This is a genomic window from Snodgrassella alvi (assembly GCF_040741455.2).
GTDB classification, from domain to species: domain Bacteria; phylum Pseudomonadota; class Gammaproteobacteria; order Burkholderiales; family Neisseriaceae; genus Snodgrassella; species Snodgrassella alvi_E.
The window spans coordinates 1,132,763-1,154,466 of sequence record NZ_CP160328.2; the positions used below are offsets into that span (position 1 = coordinate 1,132,763).

Below are 21,704 nucleotides of genomic sequence, written 5' to 3' on the forward strand. Positions count from 1 at the left end.
CTATTACATTGCTTATAATAAACTTAGCTGCATCCTTTTGAACTTCTTATCTTTTTCTTTGACATTCGCTTGGATTTAAGTTTTTACAAATTAATTTGATAAATTTTTCTTCATTTAGCTTTCTAGTTTTTTCAGGAGTTGTCCCAAAATAAGGCCAATCATTATTGTTTAGGTTATTATCCACAGCCGCATGCGCAGCCTGATTACCTTGCACTGCATCTGCCATACTTCCACCCGCTACCGCTCCCGTAGCCGCTCCTGCCAGTCCTGATATTGCTGATACAGTTGCCTTCTCTTCTGCCGTCAAATCCTTTGGTTCTTTGTCATACAGCCATTTCGATACCACTGAACCTATAGCCTCTGATCCTCCTGCCGCCAATGCTCCTGCCAATGCATCATTCCCTCCTGCTGCCGCTACCGCTGCACCTAATACTGCATGTGCCACCAGATGGGCTGTGCTGCCTTCAGCATCTTTGCCTTTAAAGTATTGGCCTATCTGATACGAAACCACCGGACTGGCTGTGGCTGCCAATATGCCCCTACGCTATTGGTTGGTGCGGCCAATCCTGCTCCGATAGCATTCAGCAGTAAGCCGCCTGTGTTCCATTGCGACAGTTCTTTTTCGTATTGTTCCCGTTCTGATAAGGTCAGGTTTTCGTCTTTCAGTTTTTCTTTCAGGCTATACCTTTTTTAGCTTAGTTTTTTCTATATCAACATAGCTGCCTACAGTTCTTCTGCAGATTCTTTTGCCTGTAAGTCTCCATGTACGGCTTTATCTAATAATTCGTAAAATTATATTTGATACAAAATAACTAAATGGACTTTAGCCACCATTACTTAATGGAATATTTTTTATATTATTTTTTATTTTAAGATTAAAAAGTATCTACAATTCCATTAGTTATTTGGCTTTGGTATTTAAATAAATCTTTTAAAAATGGAATATTAAAACCGTTAGCAAACAAATATTCAACAACATCATCTGGCAAATAAGATGTTTTAGGTATATTTTTGTATTTCAATTTTGAATAACATAATTGATTCAAACTACTTTCTTTATTGGGATTATTGAATAATACAAAATCTTTATAGCATAATTTTTTTGAATTATATATATCTTGGCAATTAATATTTAAAACTATTTTTTGGGGATTATATTTAATTCCCAAATGCAATGTTTTATCTTGTATTTCTATCCTTTTTAGATAGTTATCTTTAAAATTTAGTATTATAAAAAATTATTTTTATTTTTTTTATAGTTCCATAGTAATATCCATCCAAATATTCATCATTTTTATCGAAATTTAACATTGTTATTACACTTTTACTTTTTGAAACTTCACAAACATTTTTTGGATTTTTTATGAAATCTATTATTTCATCATGTTCATTTGCTAACGCAATAGACGCAAATAAATAAAATATCAAAAAAAAATTTTTTCATTAATCTAAACCCTACAATTTTCATAAAGTATCCTCTCAACAAAAACATATAGGTTTAAAATGTTATTCCAATAGGTCTTGTGGGTATCTTATTACCTTTGGAATCTTCTACATAATCAAAATATATTTTGCAAATAATTAAATTCTGTCAATATACCAACATTATACTCTGGATTATAGATCAGAATCATGAAAAAATTTTACTAGTACCAATATTTCCAGAGATATAATTATTTACTAATTAATTAATACCAGTAGATTATTTGTATCATCATGTTGGTACAAATAAATAATTTTAGAAGTAAATTAAAAGTATTTAAAAATCTAATAACCCATGATTTTTTAAATTTTTATATTTAATTAATTGATTTATAAAATCAATATTAAATCCGTTTATTAAAAGATAATTACTAAATTTATTACCTAAATAATAAGAAGGTCTAATATTGGGATTACGATTATTATTAGAACATAAATATTTTAAATCATCATAATAATTATTATTATAAGAAAAGATATGGTTCAAATTACATAAATTTTTATCGTTTGTTAAATCAGAAGTTATAGATAGCATTGAACAAGAAAAATTTAAAATCTTAGTATTACCTCTTAATCCAAGAGATAACGTGTTGTCATATACCTCTAATGATTCAAAATAATTTTTATTTAAAACTAATTTTATAGAATAATTTTTGTTACCATCCTTCATTATTCCATAAAAAGTTCCGTCATTAAGATTAGAGTTCTTGTTAAGATTTAAAGGTGTAATATAAGTATTTTTTTTGGAACTAGGACATACATTATTTGATGAGTATTCTATAAATGCTGGAATTTTGTTTGAAACTGTAATTAGTTTAGAGTTTACCCCTTTTGCATTTATAACAGGATTACAGCTTAATATATAAATTGATAATAAGCTGCTTAAAATTTTTTTATACATATTTTTTGTCTCCTATAAAAAATCATAGTTGCAATTTATACTATTTTCTATATTGTATATTTATTGGTCTTAACGGCAATCCTTGTTTTTAGTAGTTGGGACCAGAGAAAAATAATATAGCAATTCTTTACTTCCATAGGGAATATCACGTATTCCTACATATTTACCGTTAAATTTCCCGATATATGAATACTCAAGTCCTTGCGCATATGTTCCTCCAGGAAATTTTTCATTTAGATAATCTAACTCTGCTTGCAATCCTTTATGATGTACTAATTGAAATATGGGCTTATTACCATTAATTATATTTAACTTTTCTTTTTCATAGTTATCTATACTTTCTCTTTCTTTTATATAAAGTTAATTTCTTTCTCATAATTATCAAGCAAATCATCATCAGGAAGAGCGACATTAATTACCTCTCCATTTGATAATTTTTTTAAATGTTCAATAACGTTATTTAGATCACTCATTGATACTCCTATTATTTAAAATCATTTGCTCTATTTTTCCAATAATTAGAGCGCCATTTGTTAAACTGATTACGATTTATTCCCGAAAGAAATAGTGTTTGGATTAATATGAATATTTGAATGATTTTCCTTATGAAACGATTGTGTAATTTCTGATATAGTACCATCTTGTCTTTGAGTCATATTTTGTACTACTGTTTTTTTCAGCGTTTCATTTATTTTTCTTTCCTGTGCATTAAGCTTGCTTTCTCCTTTACTGTTAATTAAGGTATTATTCTCTACTGCATTTTGCCCAAGCTCTCCCGCTATCTGCGCATTGCTCAGTGATCCTCCGCTTAGTCCCCCTGCTACTGTCCTTATCGCTGACGATAGGTCTTTTATGCTTCCTTTTACGTTTTCCTGCAGATGGTAGATTTCCCGCTACAATGTGGGAATTATTCAGGAAATAAATATGAGCAAACAACTAGATAAAATAAGTAAATTTTTAAGCTATATTTTGAGACATCAACCAGAAGCTATTGGAATCACAATAGATTCTGATGGTTGGGTCAATATCGATAGTCTAATCATGCAAGCTAATCAACATGGAGAACCTCTAACTAGAGAGTTGATTGAGCAAATTGTTAAAACAAGTGATAAAAAACGTTTTACGATTTCGGATGATGGTCTAAAAATACGTGCAGCACAAGGACATTCAACTCAACAAGTAAAAATTAACCATGTAGAACAAATACCTCCAGAGTTTTTATATCATGGCACTGCAACCCGATTTATTGATTCCATTAAAAAACAAGGATTAGTTGCTGGTAGTCGTCATTATGTTCATTTATCTGGTGATGAGAAGACAGCTAATAAAGTCGGAGAAAGACATGGGAAACCGATAGTATTAAAAGTAAAAACCTTGCAGATGTATCAACAAGGTTTTAAATTTTATTTGGCTGATAACGGTGTTTGGTTAACTAATACTGTTCCTAATACTTTTTTAATATTTGATTAAATCTTATCTAATTCAGCCATTTCAGCTTTATATTGGGCTGATTCTTCTTTGGCTTGTTTTAACCATTCATCAAAATTACAAACACTACCTCTGTTTTCCCATCCAGAAGAAGCAAAAGCATGAACAAAGTATACTTTAGGATTTCCTGATTTATCCGAGCCATCAAAACAAACAATATCATCAGTATTAGACGCCTTGGCAAATGGTATCAATTTTCTAGTTGGATATTGTTTTTTTAATTCAAATAACCATTGTTTAGCAAAATTTTCAAATTCATATAAAAACCACCATGGCTCTAAATCAAGAACGTCTTGTTTAGAACAAATTTTTAAAAAAGACAAAGGATATTTAAACCCTTCAGGTAATTCTTCTTTCGAATACAAGTAATGAGCCATATTTATTATTCTTTAGGTTTACCACTAATGCGAGGGGGAGCATTTGAACCAAATGGATTATTTTTACTAAATCCACCTGACTGTTTATTAAGCCTTCCAGTTATTGCTTTTCTCCAAGTTATAGGTATAAACCCTTTTTTGGGATCAGAAAATCTATTTACTTCAGATGGTGAAAGCTTATCATTAAAATTTCTATCATTAGCTTTAATATCTATACCAGCTTCTCTAGCTGCTGCTATTCTTGTGTTATCCATACTTGTAAATTTGCCGTCAGGCATTTTAATTACATCAACTGGATCTCTTTTCCAACCATTAGTTTTCAAGTTTGTAACAAGATCGTCATAAGTATATTTCATATCAGTTCCTCGTTCTACTTTATTATAAGAAACCGTATTCTGTAAGAATCTAATTTTATTAGGATTTAGATTAGATATATTATTGACTGCCCCCTTTCCGGCATTCCCACCCACTCCTTTTCTAATTTTATCTTCCTTTATTAGATTAGCCACATTTTCTTTTTGCTTAACCATTTCTGCTACATTTCCTGCCTCTATCGCTTTTTCATAGGCTTTTTGTGCAGTATGCATTTTTTTAGCCAAATCACCAACAAGTGGCACTACTCCAATTGTGGCAAATACATAATCCCCAACCGTCTCTGCTTCATACAATCCCTTTATATCTCCTATTATTGGTATAAAATCTATTACATTGCTTATAATAAACTTAGCTCCATACTTTTGAACTTCTTCTCTTTTTCTTTGACATTCGCTTGAATTTAAGTTTTTACAAATTAATTTGATAAATTTTTCTTCATTCAGCTTTATAGTTTTTTCAGGAGTTGTTCCAAAATAAGGCCAATCATTATTGTTTAGGTTATTGTCCACAGCCGTATGCGCAGCCTGATTACCCTGTGCTGCATTTACCATACTGTCGCTCCTGTCGCTGCAGCGATCAGGCCTGCTATGGCTGAAATTGTGGCTTTTTCATCAGCGGTTAAATCCACTGTTTTTTTGCCATATAGACATTGTGACAGTATTGGAGTAATTGCCTCTGCCCCAGCTGTCGCCAAGTCTCCAGCAAGGCCATCATTTCCTCCGGCTGCGGCTACTGCTATTCCTAACATGGCATTATGTGCTGTTTCATGACCGGCGGTTAACTCATCTTTAACTCCTGTAATCTGGTTTTTATGAGCCTAAATTTTGATGTACTGTCCAATTTGATACGAAAGTACTATGCTGGCCGTAGCGCAGATAATGCCTCTTAATTAATCGTCAGGTACGCAATCATCAAATCCGAACCCTTTTATTCTACAAAATGGTAATCCTCTTTGTCTTTTTTCTTCATAAATAATTACTCTATTAATAAAATCAGTATTAAATCCATTTGCCAGCATATAGTTTCCAAAGAGTCGTCCAATATATTTGGTTTTTAGAATAGATGGTGGTACCGGATTTGTCGTACACAAATTACTTATATCTTTAATATTCACCTGTTTTACTGAAAATATATTATCTTTATGACAATCTTTCTTATCTGAGTACAAATCTGTACATGAAGCCTTAAGCAATCTTAAAAGTTCATCTGGTGAGTAATATCCCGGTTTAAAAATGGTAATAACATTGTTATTAATAATATCTATATAATCAAAATAATTATTTTTAAAATTTATTTTGATCGTATAACTTCGATGATTATCTCTCATTATGCCATAATAGATTCCATCTAAATCTTTATTTTTATTAGATACGTTTAAATCAGTAATGTAATGGAAGTCACCATTTATTTTCGAACATATATTAGCTGTAGCGTTGTCTTTATAAAGTATAGCTTCTGTAACTAAGTCATGTGCCAAGACATTTTCTGCATAAACAAATATCAACATCATTGTAAAAACATAAATTCTTTTCATTTTTGCTCTCCAATTAGGCTTTATTTTTAAATTCAGTTTCGTTTTGTGTTTTTATCCTCGATAACTGTGGCAATCGGCTTTAGGGGATATTCATATTTTTTTGTACTATCCTGTTCATAAGTATAGTATGTTTTTACAACTTTATCTCCAAAATCATGTGTGAACTGAATGACATCCATTCCTTTCCATTTGGTTACAAAAGGTTTTGTTTCTTTGTCAGGATGAATTACGTTATCTGGGTATTTCTCTTTCAGATATTGATACTCTGCATTTCTCGCTAGATTATGAGATGGCATGAAGATATTTTCTTTTTTATATTCATTTTTTATAGTACCATCATCATTAAATATCTCAGATTTAATTTGCTCATAATTTTCTGTTTCAAATCTTTCTTTTGTTAAATGTAGTATAAATAAATACAATGCTTCAGTATCTGAATTATCAAAAAATTCCTTTGTGACATTTACATCACCAGTAGAATAATCATCAACTGTCGTGTGATTTTTAACTATATATTTTGGATCAGAAATCAATCTTAAATATATATCCTCATTCTTATTGATTGCATCTATTATTGTTTTATTCGCCACATCTGTGGGGTTTAGAGTACCTCCTTTAGGGTTATCCGATACTAATACAGGTGGATTTTGAGTATCATCATAATGATAACCATCAATTACGATTCTATTCTTTTCGTCTATTTTATACTTATACTGTTTTTGTGCTTTATTTAATAAATCCAGATAACGTTTTTTAGCGGCTTTGTCACCGGTGACTATCAGCCGATTATTATCCACAGCCGCATGCGCAGCCTGATTACCCTGCGCTGCATCTGCCATACTTCCACCCGCTACCGCTCCCGTAGCCGCTCCTGCCAGTCCTGATATTGCTGATACAGTTGCTTTCTCTTCTGCCGTTAAATCCTTTGGTTCTTTGTCATACAGCCATTTCGATACCACTGGACCTATCGCCTCTGATCCTCCTGCCGCCAATGCTCCTGCCAATGCATCATTCCCTCCTGCTGCCGCTACCGCTGCACCTAATACTGCATGTGCCACCAGATGAGCTGTGCTGCCTTCAGCTTCTTTGCCTTTAAAGTATTGGCCTATCTGATAGGAAACCACCGGACTGGCTGTGGCTGCCAATATGCCCCCTACGCTATTGGTTGGTGCGGCCAATCCTGCTCCGATGGCATTCAGCAGTAAGCCGCCTGTGTTCCATTGCGACAGTTCTTTTTCGTATTGTTCCCGCTCTGATAAGGTCAGGTTTTCGTCTTTCAGTTTTTCTTTCAGGCTATCCTTTTTGCTGTTTATCATTGCTGAGGTAGCCTGTATATTGGCGCTGAATTCCTGTGTGACTTCACGCTGTGTATCCAGCTCTTTCTGAACTTTGTCTTTGTCAAAGTTGTTGCTCAGGTAGCCGGCTTTATCCGCATAGTTGTCGCTGCTGGTATCGGTATGAATTCCAGCTATGGTTTCGGCTACACTTTTTCCGGTTTTCTGCTGCTGGGCAGCAGCATCTGTAATGATGATGTTGCCAGTATTGATGCCGCTGTGGGTGGTACTGCTGCTATGGCCACTATCGTGTCCGAAGCCAAGGGACTTGCTGGCACCCGTTTCCCCCTGATTAGCCAGGTTAATCTTGTCATTACTAGTAGGCTGTTTTTGTCCCAGTGTTGATCCACTAACGCTGCCACTGGCACCGATACCAATACTGCTACCACTGTAATCACTATGATTATGAATATCACTACTGGTCAGGCTGCCGGTAATTACTTGGTTTTTGCCTGCCGCTTCGGCTGCTGCTGTAGAGGTGATGATGGCACCTTTGAGGTCGGTATTACCTTTGATGTTGAGCTGGTAGCCGTTGTCACCGGCAATGATGCCGCTTTGTTCTGTTACAGCAGCATAATCGGCTTTGATTTTGCTTTTACTGAAGCTGGCAGAGGCAGAGGCGCCATAGCCTACGGTGACCTGCCCGCTGATATTCTGCTGTTTGCTGTTGTATTTGGCGGTGTCCTGCAAGCTTTCGATATTTAGTTCGGCTGCATCAATCTGTACGCCTTTACCTGCTACCTGTGCGCCTTTGATGTTGGTGGCTCCGCCGCTGGTGAGGCTGGTGTTGCCGCTGCTGCTTCCGATATGGCTGTTGCGGTAGCTGGTTTCGTCGCCATTGCCATGTCCTTTGCCGGCATTCACTCCGGCAGTAATACCTAACTTTGGACCACCTGAACCAATGCCGATGGTGGCACCGGCATTCCAGCCACTGGATTTGTTGCTGCTGCGCTCGCTGTGGTTTTGTTCGGCCGCCAGCAGGTTGATTTCGTTGTCTGCCTGTAAGTGTGTACCTTGTTTGCCATTGACATCTGAGCCAATGATGTTGATGTTGGAATCCTGTCCGGCTCCGGTTGCCAGTAGGTTGACTTCACCACCGGCATTAATCTGGCTGGCGGCGGCGACGCTGTCGCGGCTGTGGGTTTCACTGCGGCTTTTTTGCTGGCCTACGGTGATGCTGACGCTGACATTGGTGGCGTTTTGTGGATTGTTGGCCAGGTCGGCGGCGGCATTGCCGGCTTTATACAAGTCTACGCCGGCATTGAAGGCTGCCATGGCGTTGACGCGCGCGTTTTTGCTTTCGCCTATGCGATTTACGGCGGTGCTGGCTGTTTGGATGGCATTGACTATGGGTACGTTGACGGCTACGGTAAGGCCGCTTTTTTCGAAGGTATGGATGTTGTCTCGGCTGTACTGGTCTTCGGCTGCGTTGATGTCTATCTGTTTGGCTATGATGTTTACGTTACCTTGCGGGGAGGAAACGCTGCTGCCGGTTTGGGTATAGTGGTTGCCGGCTACAATGGTGGTGTCTCCGTTGAGGCTGCCAACGCTGCTGCCGCTGTGGATGGTGCGGCGGCTGGTGGTGTCATCGGTTTCTTTCTGTTTCCCGATGCTAAAGCCGATGCCGCCACTACCCATTAGGCCGGATTTGGTTTCTTTGTGGTATTCCTGATCTTGATACTGGTTGGACGCCGCTGTGATGTTAACATCCTGGCCGGCTTTCAGCACTGTGCCATTATCGGAGATGATGTTGCTGCCACGGATGTTAATATCTTGATCACTACTGATGCTGACTTTGGCGCCGGTGATATTGCTGCCTACAGCTTCATCATAGTTGGCCCGCGATTGGTCAAGACTGGTTTTTTTGGACATTAGGCCGCTGGATTTGATGTAGACGGAGTGGTCTAGCTCGGTCTGTTGACGCCCTTCTATGATATTGACACCGTTTTTGCCGTGCAGGCTGACGTTGCCGTTTTCGCTGTTGATGTCGCCCTGCCGGATGTTGAACTGGTCTGCAGCCTGTATTTGTATATCACCGGCAGCACTGATGCTGGTGCCGTTTTCGTTTTGATAGTGGTTTATCCAGTGGTTTTTGTCGCTGCTGCTGCCGTCTGTCATGTCGCGGCGGGTAGTAACGGTATTGAGGTCGATGCTACCGGCACTGCTGCTGAGCTGTGTAGTGCCATTATCTGCATTGTTGACGATGCTGGCGCCACGGGTAGTGATGCCGTGGGTACCGGCTACGCTGAGAACAGCGTCTTTGTCTCCGGTGACATACAGCCCAGCGGTGCGGTCGATAACGGTACCACCGTTGCGTTCATCGCCATAGCTGGCTGTGGTGGTGTTGAGGTTGATTTTATCGGCCTTGAGGCTGAGTAGGTCCTTACCTACTGCGGATCCGCCGTTGAAATTGATGCTGTCATTGGCGGTAAGGGCTACTTTGCTGCCGCTAAGCATGCCACTATTGTCAATATTCTGTGCCCCCAGACTGAGGATGTTCTGGCCGGCAATGCTGCCCTGATTGTTGATGTTGCCACTGTTTTGCAGGTTGATGTTGTGCGCACTGATTAGTGCGCCGGCTGTGGTCACGTCGTTATCACGTACTTTCAGGTAGATTTTGGGTACGAGTACGGTCTGCTGGCTGCCATCGGCTAGGGTGACGGTCTGGTTGACCAGCCACACCATGTCGCTGGTAAGCTGTGCCATTTGCTCGGCACTTAATGCGACACCGGGGGTGATGTGAAACTGCTGTGCAAAGCTGATGCCGGCATTCATGAGTGCTTTGTACTGCTCTTCGTCATTACTGTAGCCTTCCAGCCGGCGGTAGCCGGTAAGCTGTGCTATCTGTTCGTTTATCAGTTTTTGTTCGTAATAGCCATCACCCAGCCGTTTTTGCATTCTGTCTGGGTTCTGCCCTAATGCGCTGAGCATGTAGTCGCTGCCGAGCCATTTTTTCATGTTGGTGAACGCTGGATCGGTTTCAACCAAATAGCCGCTGTTGGTGGGATTGATGTGGTACAGGCTGCTGTTGGGCAAGTTGGTATTGAAGCGGCTGAGACTTTGGATGCTTTGGTTGTGGTTTTCTGTCTGTGTCTGCGCTTTATCCTGTGGTTGCAGCTGATTGCCTGTTTTTGCCTGTTCGGCTTTGCCTTGATTGGCACTGATGCCGGCATGTTGCTGTACAACGCTTACTGGTGTGTCAAATTCATGGCTGGTTATGATGGTTTCGTTATATGGCTTTTCGCCTGTTTTTTTAATTTTACCGGAGCCCAGTTTGGGATTTTTATATTTGTATCCGCCCTGTTGACCATGATTTTCAACCCGCTGCTGGCCTTTGGTTTCTTGGTTTTCCAGATTGAGGCTGTCACCACCGGTCAGATTGCCACCGATGATGATACGGCTGTTGTTATTGACCCAGTGTTCGCCACTGATGGTTAGGTCGCCGCCGATGATGATTTCTGCTGGCTGGCTTTCGGTGACACGCTGTTTGTAGGTATCACTTTTATAGTCCCACCATTTTACGTCTTTAGCTGAGTATTTTTTCCATTTTTTATTGGTGCCGTCATTGAATTTGAAACTGAGTTCTTTTTTTCCTTTTTTGAATTTTCCATCCACACCATCTACCCAGATTGCTGGATTGCCTTTTTCTTGTATCTGGAAGATTTTTTTACTGTTGTCGAGATATTCTTCTACAGCAAAATGATTATTCAGATTCTGTAGTTGCCGTACGGCGATGTTGCCATTTCCCTGCGCTTCGATGCGCGCGCTGCTGTTGAGCAGATTATCTGCCATGCCCACAGCCTGATGCTGTTGGTTTAGGCTGCCACCGATGGCGATGTCACCCTCGCTGGAAAGCAGGGCGTGTTCTTTGTTAACGATATCAGTTGCACCAATGTCCAGCCGCTGGCGTGCGGCTATCACTGCTGCTTTGGTTTCGGTGCCGCTGGTTTCTTCCTGATTGTATAAATCATGGCTGCCAATGGCGACATGGTTGCCATAGATGCGGCCGGTGCCGATGTTGTTGATGCTGTTTCCGGACTGTACTAGTGTGGTGCCGTTGCTGTTTATCAGGCCACGGTTGGTGATTTTGCTTTGTGCCTGTAATTCGGTTTGATTGTTGCTCTGAATGGTGCCGCTGGCCTGATTGTCGATATCGGCTGCCTGCAGACGCACGCTGTCGCCGCCACTAAGGGTATGGCTGTTGCTGATCGTCCCTTGGCTGCTGATAGTCAGGTTGTGACCGGCGGTGATGTCTGCATCGACGCTGAAGTTATCTGTTAATGCGATTTCTGCATCGTGGCCGGCGGCAATGGTGCCCGGGTTATTCAGATTTTGTGCTTGCAGGGTAAGATTCTGGCCGGCAATGATTTGTCCGTTCTGGCTGTTATCTATTTGCAAGGCGTTACCGCTGATATAAACGTCTTTTTGCGAGCTAATCTGTCCCTGCTGGTTGTTCAGGCTTTGGTTGATGCTGGTGCGCGTTTCTCCATTGGCACGTATGGCTCCGTGGTTGTTATTTAGTGTGTCAGCATTAATTTTTATGTTTTCTGCGTCTACTGTGCCTTGTTGGTTATTGAATCCGCTGCTGTGAATTTCTGCTTGCTGTGCAGCACTGATTTTACCCGCTGTGTTATCGATATTACCGGCTTGAATGGTGAGCTGACCATTGCTGCCTATCTGGCCGGTATGGTTATTAAGCTGATTGGTTACGGTAAGCTGCTGGGCGTTGACGCTGCGAATAGCCCCCAGCTGATTATTTATGCTATCCGCTTTCAGTTGCAGACTGTCACTATCGATGGCGCCACTATTGTTATTTAGGTTGGCCGTTTGTATTTCAGCAGTTCCTCCACTCCATAGCTGCCCGCCTTTGCTATTGTCAATTTGCCCACTACTGTGTAGCTGCAGTTGTTTCTGTGCCGCTATGACGCCGCTATCACTGTTGTCGGTGTTCTCTGCCTCTATGGCTATTTGTTCCGTCGACTGGATCCGGCCTTTGCGGTTGTCCAGTTCTTTGCCTGTGTACTGGAACGGTCCTCTGCTGCTGATTTCACCACTGCGGTTATCCAGCCGGCCTGTGCTGATGCGGGCTTCGCCGGTGTTGAGTTTTCCTTGCTGGTTGTCGAGCAGTTCGCCGCTTACTTGTAATTTGTTTAGGTTGAGGGTGCCACGGTTGGTCAGGCCGTTATGTGCGTTCAGGTCGATGCCACCATTGGCAATTATTTGGCCGTTGTCGTTGAGAATTTCTTGTTCGCTGATGATTTGGCCGCTGGCAAATTGTTTGGGGGTGCCCGCCGCTGCTTCGGTCTGGCCTGCGCCTGTGGCAATGGTCGGTACGGGGGTATCCTGGTTTTCTGCCGGTTTCTGCGGCCTGGCTGGCTGTTCTGTTGTGGCTGATTCGCTGCTGTTGCTGGTTGGGGGTTCTGATGGTGCATAACCGATCAGGCTGTTGCTGCTGTTATTCAGTTTATTCAGATCCAGTTTCAGGCTTTGCTGGCCGCTCTGGATGATTTTGCCCTGCTGGTTGTAGATGCTGCCGCTGCTGATGTCGAGCCGGCCGCCGTTGATTTCGCCCTGATTGCTCAGTTGCTGCCGGTTGCGGATGTTTAATTCGTCGGCACTGGTGATTAAACCGCTGTTGTCTAGCTGCTGGCTTTGTAATTGCATTTTGCCTTGGCTCGACAGGGTGCCGCTGTTGCGGATGCTGTCTGCATGTATGGCTGCTGTGGCCTCTTCTGCGGCGCTACTGTTTTTATCTGCGGCAACGATGCTGCCGCTGTTGCTCAGTCTGCCATCGGTACTGATGCTGACGCCTCCGGCTCCGGCAAAGATTTGGCCGGCATTGTTGATGCCGACGCCTTTGTCGTTGCTGATTAGTACGATTTTGCCGGCATACATGCCACCTAGGCTGCTGCTGTCTATGGCTATGCTTTGTTTGTCCGATATATTGTTGTTTACGTTGGCGGTGATCTGCCCTTGGGCATTGATGTCATTACTGCCGGTACTGATGTTGAGTTTATTTGCCCAGATGCCGGCATTGATTTGCGCTGCTTTGGTCAGGATGTTGGTGTAATCACTGCCGCTTGTGTCCAGACCCTGTCCGTTGATGCTGATGTTGCCTCCCCGTACCTGAAAGCCGTCCAGGCTGCCGTTATTGAGTACGGGTCTGCCGGTGGTTAGGGTGACGCCGGCAGCATTGATAAAGCCGCCGCCATTGACGCTGATACCGGACGGGTTGGCCATGATGACTTCGGCTCGTCGGCCGGCTACTTCGATGTAGCCGTTGAGCCGGCTGGGATTGCTGCTGTTGATTTGGTTGACGATGATGCCGGCTTCGCCTTTGGCCAGCCATGGGTTGCCTTGTATCCACCCAGCCTGTTTGGTCTGGGTGCTTTTACGGCTGTTGTTGAGGATGGCTCCTTGTTTGTTGACGTCTAATTGCCGGTACTGGTTGATGGATACGCCGCCTTTGCTCGGGGTCTGGATGTTGATTTGCGGGATGCCGTTGGCGGTTTGGAGGATGGTGGGTTGCTGGTTTTTGGGAGCAGACGGGTCGGCATGGATGTCTGCGGCTATGGCAGAGTGATTAATGAGTACGCATAGACCTAATCCGAGTAGGATGGAGCTGGTTAATACGGGTAGTCTAGCCAGTAGGCTGCTGAAGATGGTGCCGCCGCTTTGATTACGGTCTGCGGTGCTTTTGCCTTCACGGATGGTGTTTTCGGCTACGGCAACCAGAATTCCTCTTTTTTTGTTGAATATGACTTTGTATCTGTTTTTATTCATGATTTTTCCTGTTATTCGGCCGTACAGCCTGGGCTAACGGCGTTCTGATATGTGTGGTTTGATTGTGTTATATGGAATAGTTGAGGCTGAAGCCAACGGTGGTATTGGCGGTACGGAAGTACTGGGGTTTATATATTGGTTTGCCGGCAAAGATGTCGTAATACCACTGGCCGCCGGCTTTCATCTGGCCTTTGAAGCCGATAACGGCACCAGCTAGTGTTTTACCCAGCTGCATTTCGGTGGCGGGACCGGCAACGTGGCCGATATCCAGCCCCAGATATACCTGATGGGTACCTAGATATTGCCAGCTGAGGTTGTTGTTCCAGTACCAGCCTCGTTCTCCCATGAGGGTGACTTCGCCGTCAAATCCGCGCACGGTATAACGGCCACCGATGGAAAGCTGGTCTTGGGTAATTAAGGGGGTTTTGTTCCACTGGCTGTGAAGGGAGCTGTCGAAGCTGAGGCGTTGTCTGCCCAGGGTGAATGGCTGCGTGTAGCCGATGTCGGCTGTGATGATTTTCATGCGCGATGTGCCTTCGCCAAATTCTTCTTCGGGTGCCCGCAGGCTGTGATCGGCACCGGTACCACGGCGGTAACCTAATCCGATGTTGACGGTGCCATTACCTATGTATTCTTGATGATTTAGGTTGACTGCCCAGCCGGCAGTATGCCGTTGCTGTACTTCGATTTCGGCATCGTTTACGTAATTATGGGATTGCCGACGCCATAATTTGGCGGTGATGTCGGTTTTGCGGTGGCTGTCGCGATACAGCAGCCGCGTTAGTCCGATGTCGCTGTTGTCGCTTTTGCCGTTGTAGTCGTAGTTTTCGTTGTATCCGGCTACGGCCTGATGATAACGGTAATGGTTGCGGTTATACGCTATCAGCCAGTTGCCATAAGGTATTGAGTAATGCAGTGCATAGCCACGGGTACCGCTGCCGGTACGGTTGCCATCGCTGTCCATTTGACTGTCTTTGCTGCCTAAATCATGGTTGTAGTTGATATAAAATAAATCACTTAGTCCTAATGGATTATCTGCTGATAATGTGACGCCTCCCTGATAACGCCCTGTGGAATGGCTGCCGGAATCGTCTGCGTTAAAACTTATACGAAAGGGAATGGTTCGTTGTGACCAGCTGATGACGATGTCGCTTTCGTTCGGTGCTTCAGCCGGTACTATCTGGATATCAGCTTCGGCGGTGGGAACGCGACGCAGGTTTTCTAGTCCCTGCTCTAGCTGCCGCAGATTCAGGATGTCTCCGGCTCTGGCTGGAAATTCGTTCTGGATGCGGCGAATACGCTCTACGTGGGTGGTTGCTGCATTGTCTAAATTGTAACGGATGGTATGGATTCGCCCCGGAATGACGCTGAGCTGTAAGGTGCCGCTGGTAAGATCCTGTGGTGTGGCTAAAATACGGGTGGTGGTGTAGCCACGTTCGATGACGGCATTCTGTGCCAAGGTCATGATCTGGTTGATGGCTTTGCTGCCTAGGCACATGCCTGCGGTAAACTGGCTCTGGCTCTGGCGCTGCGCTTTTTTTAGGGCAAACTGGAAGCGGCTGGCTTCTTCTCCTGTTAGGGTGATACTGTTGATGGCAAAACACGGGGTTTCGTTGGTATTCAGTTTGTCTGTCTGTGTTGGGTTTTCTTCTTGTGGCTGTAAACGAATATTTACTTCGGGCTGCATTTGCTGCTGAAACTGCTGCTGACGCTGCTGTTCGCGAATGATTTGCTGTTGCTGTTGACGGTCCAGCTGGGAAGCTACTTCTGATACCGGCGAGGCGTAAGCAGTTGCCATTCCATTGCTCAGCAGCCATACCAGCATGACAATTTTTTTTAAACGCATTTCATTTAATGCTTATTGAATGTTAAAGTTAGTTAATTTTAAAGTTAGATTACGATAATTACAACTGAGTTGATTATTATCAGATAATGAAATGGAACATCATATCAAGAAAAATAGTGTTTATATTTTAAGCAATTTAAGTACAAAAAATATCATTATCATGATATATCTATTTGATTTTAATATAAATCTAAAATCGAATTACTGATATTGAATATATTCCTAAATCAGTATAAATTGAAAATTAATAAACTCTATATTAGCATTTTATTGCGATTATCAATACTTATTAATGATAAATTGCTATTTTATGTATTTATTTGGTATTTCTATTTAAATAATATAAATACCAATATAAGTTAAAGGTTTTTAATTAGTAGACAATAATATTTTTGTTTAGAATCAATATTCTAAGATAACTTACACATATTTTGCTGCTTATCGCATTTTTTGAGAAAGTTAAGCTACTTTTCTGAATAATTAAATAAGATATTGCATCTCTGTCACTCATTAAAAGAAAGCCGGATTGATAACCAATCCGGCCGGATAATTTTTCTTCTCATTCACTGCAAATATTTAGCATTTCATTTAATAAAAAACTTTGAAGCGTTCGGTATCGTCTATAAAGGTTTTCTCAGGGAAAGGTGCTTCATTGGAACCGAAGGGCATCATTGCGCGTAGTTTCCAACTATCGGGTATTTGCCATTCTTTGGCGGCAGCTGCATCTGGCAACGGGTTATAATGTTGCAGGCTGGCTCCGATTCCGGCATTGGCCAATGCTGTCCATACCGCAAACTGAGCTATACCGCTACCCTGGTCTGACCAAATGGGGAACTGCTCAGCATAACTCGGATATTGCTGTTGCAGGCCGGCAATGGTTTGCAGATCTTCGTAAAACAATATGGTACCAATACCTGCGGCAAAGCCATTGATTTTGGCTTCGGTAGGCGCAAATTTGTCGGCAGGTACGATGGCACGCAACTCATTCATAACGATATGCCAAAACTTTTCACTTTGCTGATTAAATAGAACCACAACGCGTGAACTTTGTGAATTAAAAGCAGATGGTGACAGCTTTACAGCTTGTTCTATCAGTGCTGTGATTTCTTCCTGCTCCTGAGTAATATTCTTGCCAAGTGCATACTGGGTACGACGTTTCTCAATGGCTTCAATCAATGCATTGCTCATTTTAGTTCCTTTATCATTCTGTAATTAAATTATGAATTGCGAAACAACATCTATTACCATGTTAACGGAAAAAAAACAGTATTCCCACCCCTCTCGGCGAATACAATTTAAATTTAAATGATGGTAAAAAATAATTTTATTACTTATAAAACAATAAATAGCATTTAAAAACAATATTAATATGCCTGGAAAACAGTGTTTTAAAGTGCTGGTTACTCAGCATTTCTTATCAGGAATTGATTTATTTATGCTGATTGGTGCAACTGAATGATATGAATAAACAAACTGTTTTTACATTATTTTTTTTATAGAAATATAATTTCATCCAATATAGGGCGATTATCGGATGAAACAGTCTGATTTAATAAAGCAGTAAATGGCGCAATACAGCAGTAATACCGACACTTAAAATAACGGTGGGCAATAGAGAAAATCGCCACGCCAGCAGTAGGGTGATGATTACTGCTAATAGATTGGCTGGCTGAGTTGTAGCAAAAGCCGGTGCAATCACCGCGATCAGTACACAGCCAGGAATGGATTCCAGTACGCGAGTGAGACGGGGACTCAGTTTTCGTCTACGTAGTAATAGATAGCCACTTATTCTTGTAATGTACGTTACTGCCGCCATGGCCAAAATGGTACATAAAGCCGATAAATCAATCATACGCCGCCATAATAAATGCCAGTGCCAGACCTGCCAGTGTACCCAGCAATACATACCAAGCACCTGGCAGCAAATTGTAAGTAACGATCGCTACTAACAAACTTACTACCCATGGGATAGCAGCTTTAATCCCTTTCCACATGCCCTTGATTAAAACCAGAAAGACGGCAACAAAGGCCATATCAAAACCATAATGGGAGACATCGCCAATAAGCGGTCCTATCAGAGCACCTAAGGTAGTGAAACCCACCCAGGACAGATACAGGCCAATACCACTAGCGAGAAAAAAGTAATAACTGAATGTCTGCGCAGGAGATTTTTTAATATCGGTAACTGTCAGTGCCCAGCTTTCATCACACATAAAAAAGAGGGAGGCTAGTACTTTACGTTTACTCAATGCGCTTAGGTACGGTGTAAGTGCTGCACTCATAAGAATATGACGGCTATTGACGAGTAAAGTCATCAGAGCAATGAGGAGCAGATGTGGCGGAGATGTCCATAAATTAACGGCAACGAATTCAGAACCACCAGCAAAGTTCAGAGCAGTAAGCAGAGATATTTCGCCTGTGCTCATGCCCTTCTGGATAGCCTGTGCGCCCAATACCATTGCGAATGGAATAAAGCTGAGCATAAGAGGCAGAGCGGTAATAAGCCCCCTTTTGATTTCCTGTGCTGGAGAGGGTACGCTAGCTGAAGACACTTATCAAAAATTCCGATTTAACACAATAAATTAGAGCCAGAATAAATTTTTCTTCACGCCAAAAACCGATTTCAGAACAGTAAATGGCATATCTTTACAGATAATAATGAAAGCAACATTATAATTGATAAATGTAAGCTTATTCAATAATAATCTAAGTAGATACAACAGTGAAATAATAAAAAATAGCTTGAATTGATTGAGTCTCAACAGCGCTGCCATGCCGGTGAAACAGGTATTAGGTTAGCCCAAGCTTCTTGCTCATGCGGCGAATAATTTTTAGTTTATTTTTTGAATGACTAATTAACTATTTTTATTATTTGGGTCAAAACAAAATATTTAGCACCAAGTCAGTAATGATACTGATATTAAACTATGATTTAGCTCTCGATTTGCCTTCATTCAAAACTAATACCCATAGCTTCTATTTGGCAAGTTTTAGCCGTTATTTAGCCTAAGAGACTGTTGCAGAATTAATTTCCACTTTATCGATTATCTGATATCGGAAAATCCGAGACAATATCATATAAATTAATAATTATTTTCAGCAATTGGAAAACAAATCTCTCTTAGATTGATTAGAGAGATTACATTTTTTCTCTACTGGATTTTTTAAAAGCAAGAGCTGTGTTTTATTTAAACGGACTAAATAGAATACAGTGAGTTAATGATTACAATATAAATAGCTGATTTTATATCAGGACTTTTTATCCAGTCTACCAGATAGACAGAATAAAGAAGTCCTGTTTTATACGTTAATTACTGATAAAAATGCACAATATCAATTAAATCTGAACGCGACATATCTCCGGGGTTGTTTCCTTGTTCTCCTTCAGGAATCGGAATGCCCATCTTTTTGAAATGCTCTACCCAGTAAACTGGAAATTCGCCGGTTTCCTTAGATTTGAAGGTCATGGCGCGCAATGGAAATACTTCTTTACCATGATTGGCTTCTTTGAAAATCTGGTAGATTAATTCGGAGCAGTAATATTGGTCGTTGTGAATATTAAAGGCATTATCGTATGGTTTACCCACTTTTTGTCTGGCCGATGTAATGGCAGCTGGTATCAAAGGCTGATATTGGGCTTTAAGGCGGCCAACCACAGCACGCGGTACACATTGTTGATTTTTCGGATGCAAATAGGTTTGCACTGGTGTAATTCTGACTTTAGGCGGAGTGGCCTCAATGATGCTAGTCTGACCGTTTTTTTTCTGCCAGACGATGCCAACATGGGTAAAGTTATAGCCATCAAGCCCACTGGTAGCCGCTTTGATTGCGCTGTTCATACCGCCATCGCATTCTTCTATAAATATTAGGTCGCCGTTTTGCAGATGAAAAGGTTTCTGTGCATAGGCATTCAGGCTGAACAACAGGAAAACTACAGCGGTAAACCATGTTCGGATAAGTTTTTTACTCATGTCTGCATTTTAGAATAATTGGTAAATAATGGTTAATGATACAGTATTTATTTAGCTCAGTAAGAATTTACATGCTGGATTGAAATAAATTAAGCTGTGTCAGTCAACGCTTTTGCCACGCTTGCGCTGAAAAATGCGGTAGCTGGCAGCAAAGGCGGCGATGGCGGCTCCAATCAGCGCACCTCCGATAAACATAGAAACCAGATCAACAGTTTTGCCTACGTCCAGACTGTCTAATACTTGTTTGGCACTCAGTTTCTGGCTAGCCGGACTACTCATACCTTCAATCATATGGCGGTTATTACATTTGGGCAGCAAAGCCTGCTGGTCAGCTAACTGTGGATAAGTTTGTCTCACTTCAGTTTCGCACTGCTGAATTTGTGCTGGTGTTACCAGATTAAACCAGCCCCCAATATAAAGACCACCAGCCAGCAGACAGGCACCTACTACGCCTACCAGTACAGCAGAACCTCGTTTTTGCTCAGCGGCTGTTGCAGTAGTGTTTTTTTTGGCAGATTGTTGTTCAGCTTGACGTTTGATTTGTCGGGTTTTATTACTCACTTGCGCTTATTCCATGGCGACCAATTTAAGTTTTTAATCCGGCTATAATCCAAGTGGCTGTATCGTGCAGCCAGTTTAGTTTCGGTTTGAATAGCAGGATTACCAAAGATTTTGAGGTTGAATCATACCTGAAGCTGCTTCAATTCGGTTAATTGTTGTAATGCTTCAGATAAATCAGACGGGTACTTATGCCACTATTGTCATCAGTGTTGCAGAAATTTCAGCTTAACACCGGCTTTGGTTTTAGCCAGCATTTCACTAACGTTCTCACCCAGATGTAATGCCAGCCCGATGGTAAGCATGTCGATAACCATTAGCTGCAACAGGCGTGAAATCATGGGAGTGTATTTTTCACTGTCTTCAGGAGTAACCACGCTTATAACGCAGTCGCAGACCTGCGCTACCGGTGAACCGGCACGGGTAAGGCCGATAATTCGGGCACCATTGCCTTTGGCAATTTTAATGGCGTCTAATAAATCACGTGAAGAACCGGAATGGGAAATCACCACCAGCACATCCTGCGGTGACAATACAGCTGCTGCCATCAGTTGTACATGACTGTCGGTATACGCCACGGTGGAAAGACCAAAGCGAAACAATTTGTGCTGTGCATCCATAGCCACGATACCGGAATTGCCAGCACCATAAAATTCGATGCGCCGTGCTGTAGCCATCATTCTGACAGCGGTATCCAGTTCGGAAGCGTTCAGAGATTTGCGGCTACCGAGTACAGTAGCGGCCGTATTGGCGATGACTTTGTTCAGCACATCCTGCATGGAATCAGTGCTGTTGAGTTCTTCATGCACATAAGGCATGCCTTCGTGGCCAATGCTAGCAGAGAGATTAAGCTTAAATTCGGGTAGACCGCTGTAACCCATGCTGCGGCAAAAACGGATGACGGTAGGCTGGCTGACACGTGCTTCTTTAGCAATATTAGCCACGGCTGCATGCACAAACCATTTGGTTTGTGCCAATACGCATTCGGCTACGCGTTTTTCAGCCGCTGATAACTCGGGCAGCTTTTGGCTGATTTTGGTTAACATACTACTCTC

General features: G+C 41.9%; 18 protein-coding genes. 1 reads left to right on the forward strand and 17 read right to left on the reverse strand.

Going from position 1 to position 21,704, the window contains the following annotated elements; genetic code table 11:
- Positions 1 to 46: 46 nt before the first annotated feature.
- The 5 genes from ABU615_RS05195 to ABU615_RS05215 form a co-directional block, all read right to left on the reverse strand.
- Positions 47 to 532, reverse strand: coding sequence for a VENN motif pre-toxin domain-containing protein (locus ABU615_RS05195; protein WP_370389327.1), 486 nt, complete (start codon positions 530 to 532; stop codon positions 47 to 49).
- A gap of 343 nt (positions 533 to 875) precedes the next feature.
- The gene (locus tag ABU615_RS05200) at positions 876 to 1,175 is read right to left on the reverse strand and encodes a hypothetical protein (RefSeq protein WP_370389328.1); all 300 of its coding nucleotides are present in this window, start codon (positions 1,173 to 1,175) and stop codon (positions 876 to 878) included.
- A gap of 584 nt (positions 1,176 to 1,759) precedes the next feature.
- Entirely contained in the window at positions 1,760 to 2,383 is a 624-nt protein-coding gene (locus ABU615_RS05205) for a hypothetical protein (protein WP_367430032.1), read from the reverse strand.
- A 350-nt stretch (positions 2,384 to 2,733) separates the two neighbouring features.
- A complete protein-coding gene (locus tag ABU615_RS05210; RefSeq protein ID WP_367486899.1) occupies positions 2,734 to 2,856 on the reverse strand; it encodes a hypothetical protein in 123 nt (40 codons plus the stop codon).
- Positions 2,857 to 2,925: 69 nt separating this feature from the next.
- A complete protein-coding gene (locus ABU615_RS05215; protein WP_369609017.1) occupies positions 2,926 to 3,270 on the reverse strand; it encodes a VENN motif pre-toxin domain-containing protein in 345 nt (114 codons plus the stop codon).
- Between the two features lie 37 nt (positions 3,271 to 3,307).
- Here ABU615_RS05215 and ABU615_RS05220 point away from each other — a divergent pair, with 37 nt between their 5' ends.
- The gene (locus ABU615_RS05220) at positions 3,308 to 3,853 is read left to right on the forward strand and encodes an RNA 2'-phosphotransferase (RefSeq protein ID WP_367486897.1); all 546 of its coding nucleotides are present in this window, start codon (positions 3,308 to 3,310) and stop codon (positions 3,851 to 3,853) included.
- Here the strand turns inward: ABU615_RS05220 and ABU615_RS05225 are convergent.
- The 12 genes from ABU615_RS05225 to ABU615_RS05280 all read right to left on the reverse strand — a co-directional run bounded on the left by ABU615_RS05225 (position 3,850) and on the right by ABU615_RS05280 (position 21,695).
- Positions 3,850 to 4,248, reverse strand: coding sequence for an SMI1/KNR4 family protein (locus tag ABU615_RS05225; protein ID WP_370389329.1), 399 nt, complete (start codon positions 4,246 to 4,248; stop codon positions 3,850 to 3,852). The genes ABU615_RS05220 and ABU615_RS05225 overlap by 4 nt on opposite strands.
- Before the next feature lie 5 nt (positions 4,249 to 4,253).
- Entirely contained in the window at positions 4,254 to 5,174 is a 921-nt protein-coding gene (locus ABU615_RS05230; protein WP_369608576.1) for a hypothetical protein, read from the reverse strand.
- Positions 5,168 to 5,371, reverse strand: coding sequence for a VENN motif pre-toxin domain-containing protein (locus tag ABU615_RS05235; protein WP_367486888.1), 204 nt, complete (start codon positions 5,369 to 5,371; stop codon positions 5,168 to 5,170). Before ABU615_RS05235 ends, ABU615_RS05230 begins: the two co-directional genes overlap by 7 nt.
- A 141-nt stretch (positions 5,372 to 5,512) precedes the next feature.
- Positions 5,513 to 6,157: a hypothetical protein gene (locus tag ABU615_RS05240; RefSeq protein WP_369608577.1), complete on the reverse strand. Its 645-nt coding sequence runs from the start codon at positions 6,155 to 6,157 to the stop codon at positions 5,513 to 5,515.
- Between the two features lie 32 nt (positions 6,158 to 6,189).
- Entirely contained in the window at positions 6,190 to 14,274 is an 8,085-nt protein-coding gene (locus tag ABU615_RS05245) for a hemagglutinin repeat-containing protein (protein WP_370389330.1), read from the reverse strand.
- Positions 14,275 to 14,341: 67 nt separating this feature from the next.
- Entirely contained in the window at positions 14,342 to 16,120 is a 1,779-nt protein-coding gene (locus tag ABU615_RS05250; RefSeq protein ID WP_367486860.1) for a ShlB/FhaC/HecB family hemolysin secretion/activation protein, read from the reverse strand.
- A gap of 588 nt (positions 16,121 to 16,708) precedes the next feature.
- Positions 16,709 to 17,308, reverse strand: coding sequence for a nitroreductase family protein (locus ABU615_RS05255; protein ID WP_367486857.1), 600 nt, complete (start codon positions 17,306 to 17,308; stop codon positions 16,709 to 16,711).
- Between the two features lie 361 nt (positions 17,309 to 17,669).
- A complete protein-coding gene (locus tag ABU615_RS05260) occupies positions 17,670 to 17,972 on the reverse strand; it encodes an AzlD family protein (RefSeq protein WP_100140690.1) in 303 nt (100 codons plus the stop codon).
- Complete coding sequence (locus ABU615_RS05265) at positions 17,965 to 18,672, reverse strand: AzlC family ABC transporter permease (RefSeq protein WP_257381133.1); 708 nt, start codon at positions 18,670 to 18,672, stop codon at positions 17,965 to 17,967. Before ABU615_RS05265 ends, ABU615_RS05260 begins: the two co-directional genes overlap by 8 nt.
- A 759-nt stretch (positions 18,673 to 19,431) precedes the next feature.
- On the reverse strand, positions 19,432 to 20,091 hold the full coding sequence (locus ABU615_RS05270) for a YiiX/YebB-like N1pC/P60 family cysteine hydrolase (RefSeq protein WP_370388651.1): 660 nt from the start codon (positions 20,089 to 20,091) through the stop codon (positions 19,432 to 19,434).
- Between the two features lie 99 nt (positions 20,092 to 20,190).
- Entirely contained in the window at positions 20,191 to 20,652 is a 462-nt protein-coding gene (locus tag ABU615_RS05275) for a hypothetical protein (protein WP_370388652.1), read from the reverse strand.
- A 203-nt stretch (positions 20,653 to 20,855) separates the two neighbouring features.
- Positions 20,856 to 21,695, reverse strand: coding sequence for a MurR/RpiR family transcriptional regulator (locus ABU615_RS05280; protein WP_100140695.1), 840 nt, complete (start codon positions 21,693 to 21,695; stop codon positions 20,856 to 20,858).
- Between the last annotated feature and the right edge of the window lie 9 nt (positions 21,696 to 21,704).

Bases quoted from the DNA above. Each gene is read 5' to 3' on its own strand.
- ABU615_RS05260 (WP_100140690.1), bottom strand. From the start codon at position 17,972: ATGATTGATTTATCGGCTTTATGTACCATTTTGGCCATGGCGGCAGTA.
- ABU615_RS05220 (WP_367486897.1), top strand. From the start codon at position 3,308: ATGAGCAAACAACTAGATAAAATAAGTAAATTTTTAAGCTATATTTTG.
- ABU615_RS05255 (WP_367486857.1), bottom strand. From the start codon at position 17,308: ATGAGCAATGCATTGATTGAAGCCATTGAGAAACGTCGTACCCAGTAT.
- ABU615_RS05210 (WP_367486899.1), bottom strand. From the start codon at position 2,856: ATGAGTGATCTAAATAACGTTATTGAACATTTAAAAAAATTATCAAAT.
- ABU615_RS05245 (WP_370389330.1), bottom strand. From the start codon at position 14,274: ATGAATAAAAACAGATACAAAGTCATATTCAACAAAAAAAGAGGAATT.
- ABU615_RS05235 (WP_367486888.1), bottom strand. From the start codon at position 5,371: ATGTTAGGAATAGCAGTAGCCGCAGCCGGAGGAAATGATGGCCTTGCT.
- ABU615_RS05270 (WP_370388651.1), bottom strand. From the start codon at position 20,091: ATGAGTAAAAAACTTATCCGAACATGGTTTACCGCTGTAGTTTTCCTG.
- ABU615_RS05240 (WP_369608577.1), bottom strand. From the start codon at position 6,157: ATGAAAAGAATTTATGTTTTTACAATGATGTTGATATTTGTTTATGCA.
- ABU615_RS05230 (WP_369608576.1), bottom strand. From the start codon at position 5,174: ATGGTAAATGCAGCACAGGGTAATCAGGCTGCGCATACGGCTGTGGAC.
- ABU615_RS05205 (WP_367430032.1), bottom strand. From the start codon at position 2,383: ATGTATAAAAAAATTTTAAGCAGCTTATTATCAATTTATATATTAAGC.
- ABU615_RS05225 (WP_370389329.1), bottom strand. From the start codon at position 4,248: ATGGCTCATTACTTGTATTCGAAAGAAGAATTACCTGAAGGGTTTAAA.
- ABU615_RS05250 (WP_367486860.1), bottom strand. From the start codon at position 16,120: ATGCGTTTAAAAAAAATTGTCATGCTGGTATGGCTGCTGAGCAATGGA.
- ABU615_RS05280 (WP_100140695.1), bottom strand. From the start codon at position 21,695: ATGTTAACCAAAATCAGCCAAAAGCTGCCCGAGTTATCAGCGGCTGAA.